Here is a 2,202-nt window from a genome sequence, read left to right as displayed (position 1 = left end):
GCGCGGCACGGGGGCGCGGCGCACGCCGGCGGGGGCGACGCGCCAGCGCAGCCCGAGCGACAGGTGGCGCACCGCGAGCATCCCGCGCAGCGGGTCGGCCACCTGGTCGCCCTCCCACGCCAGCACGCCGACGCGCGGCAGCGCCCACCACACGCCCGAGGCGAGCAGGATCGGGCGCACGCCGGAGAACTGCACCGGCGCGCGGCGCAGCCCGGCCGACGCGGCGACCTCGCCCTGGCGGCCGCGCCACTCGACGGCGCCCGTCAGGTCGACGGCCAGCACCGGGCGCGTCGGCCCGACGACCGTCGCGCGCAGCGTCGTGGGCGGCGCCGCGTTCGTGATGATCGGCGCCACCGTCGGCACTCCGAGCGGGGTCGGCACCGCGGTCGGCCCGCCGGCCGCGCTGTCGAGGCGCGCGCGCTGCGCGGACAGTGCGAGCGAGACCGTGGGCCCGGCGCCGCGCCACCACATCCCCAGGTCGGCGGCGGCGATCGGGGCGTTGAGCCCCTCGCGCGTCAGGAACCCGCCCCCCGCGCCGACCCACGCCCCCACGCCGCCGTAGCGGGCGCCGTCGAAGCGCCGCCGCGCCAGCCCGAGCACGTGCGCGGCCGGCGAGCCGCCGCGGTAGCGCACGCCGGTGGCGACGCCGCCCAGCTCCCAGCGCCCGTCGCGGTCGGGGGCCCAGACGCCGGCGAGCACCGCGTGCGCGGCGCACCGGTCGGCGGCGGCGAGCATCCCGGCGCCGGTGAGGTCCACCGTCCCGCGCTCGTCGGTCACGCGCCAGCCGGCGGCGACGGTCGGCGCGGTCACGCGGGCGGCGTTCGACTGGTCGAGCGTCGCGCCGCCTGCGTCGACCGTCACGCGATGCTCCACCTGCGCGCGCGCCGGCGCGGCCCCGGCGAGGAGCGCGGCGACGGCGAGCGGACGGGAGGCGGACCGGAGGCGCACGACGCCACGATAGCACCGCCGCGCCCGTCCGGCGACGGTCAGTTGTACCAGTCGCGGCCGTACGCGCGCGGCCGTCGCGCGCCGTTACGGGCGGCCGCTGCGACCCGGGGGCGCGTTCTCCCCCGCGAGCGCCGCCGCCGGCTGCTGCACGGGCGTGGGCAGCGCGGCGATCAGCGCGCGGAAGCGCAAGTCGAGCGCCGTCACCGGCGACGCGCCGGTGGCCAGGTCGCGCTGCACGTCCTCGCCGAGGGCGAGCAGCCGCCCGTCGTCGGCGCGGCGCTGCAGCAGCCGCGCGACCGCGCGCGACGCCTCGGTCACCGGCACGCCGCGCGACACGAGCTGCGCGAGCACGCCGAGCGCCACCGCGGTCGACCGCCGCCGCGACAGCTCGCGGAAGGTCGTCAGCACCTCGCTCGGCACCCCGAGCGCGAGCGCGTCGGCGCCGGCGGTGATCTCGCGGTCCCCGACGGCGGGCTTGAGCGCGTCGCGCGACGTCGCGAGGCGCGTCGCCATCCCGCGCACGGCGGCCTCGATGCGCGCCGGCGGCGCCTCCTTCTCCACCCCCTCGAGCGCCTTGGCGACCAGCGGCTCGAGCGGGAGGCCGCGCCGGTCGGCGTCGGCCAGCACGTCGGCGATCGCGCGGCGCACGCGCGGGTCGGGGATCCCCTCCAGCCGGCCGACGGCGCTGGCGATCGTGGTGGCCGTCCCGGGCGCCGAGAGCCCGGCGGGGGCGACCGGCACCTGCGCGCCGGCGACCGGCGCGGCGGCGGTCAGTGCCACGAGCGACGCGGCGGCCAGGGCGAGCCGCGCGGCCCTGCGGGCGAGGGGAGCGGTCACGACCCCACGCTCACGGGGCGCCGCCGACGACGACCACCGAGTGGTCGCGCCCGTAGTCCACGTCGCGCGTCACCGGGACCCGCGGGTCGGTCACCCACGACGAGTCGTCGATCACGAAGGCGTAGGCGTGGCGCCCCGGCGCCAGCGGCACCGTCGTCGTCCACGAGCCGTCGGCGCTGCGGGCGAGCGGCGTCGCCCGCGCGTCCCAGCCGTTGAAGTCGCCCACGAGCGCCACGCGGTCGGCGCCCGGGCGGGCGAGCAGGAAGGCGGTCGGGAGCGGCGCGTCCGGGTCGGCGACGGCCGCGGCCTGCACCAGGTCGTCCTCGGCGAGCGCCTCCACGGCCAGCGGCTCGGCGCCGGCGGCCGCCGACGACGCGGGCGCGACGGCGACGACGGGGCCGGCCGGCGCGTCCCCCC

The 2,202-nt window shown here is 80.9% G+C and carries 3 protein-coding genes; all 3 read right to left on the bottom strand.

The features are described from left to right. Positions 1 to 861, bottom strand: an 861-nt coding sequence (locus tag PYV61_RS24490; protein WP_275836498.1) for a hypothetical protein, incomplete at its 3' end; no start/stop codon positions are given. A gap of 171 nt (positions 862 to 1,032) precedes the next feature. Continuing rightward, positions 1,033 to 1,785: a hypothetical protein gene (locus PYV61_RS24485; protein WP_275836497.1), complete on the bottom strand. Its 753-nt coding sequence runs from the start codon at positions 1,783 to 1,785 to the stop codon at positions 1,033 to 1,035. Between the two features lie 10 nt (positions 1,786 to 1,795). Then, a partial coding sequence (locus tag PYV61_RS24480) for an isoamylase early set domain-containing protein (RefSeq protein WP_275836496.1) occupies positions 1,796 to 2,202 on the bottom strand: 407 nt, incomplete at its 5' end.

The sequence above is a fragment of the Roseisolibacter sp. H3M3-2 genome, from assembly GCF_029211165.1.
GTDB lineage: Bacteria > Gemmatimonadota > Gemmatimonadetes > Gemmatimonadales > Gemmatimonadaceae > Roseisolibacter.
This window is presented reverse-complemented; position numbering and strand designations above follow the sequence as displayed.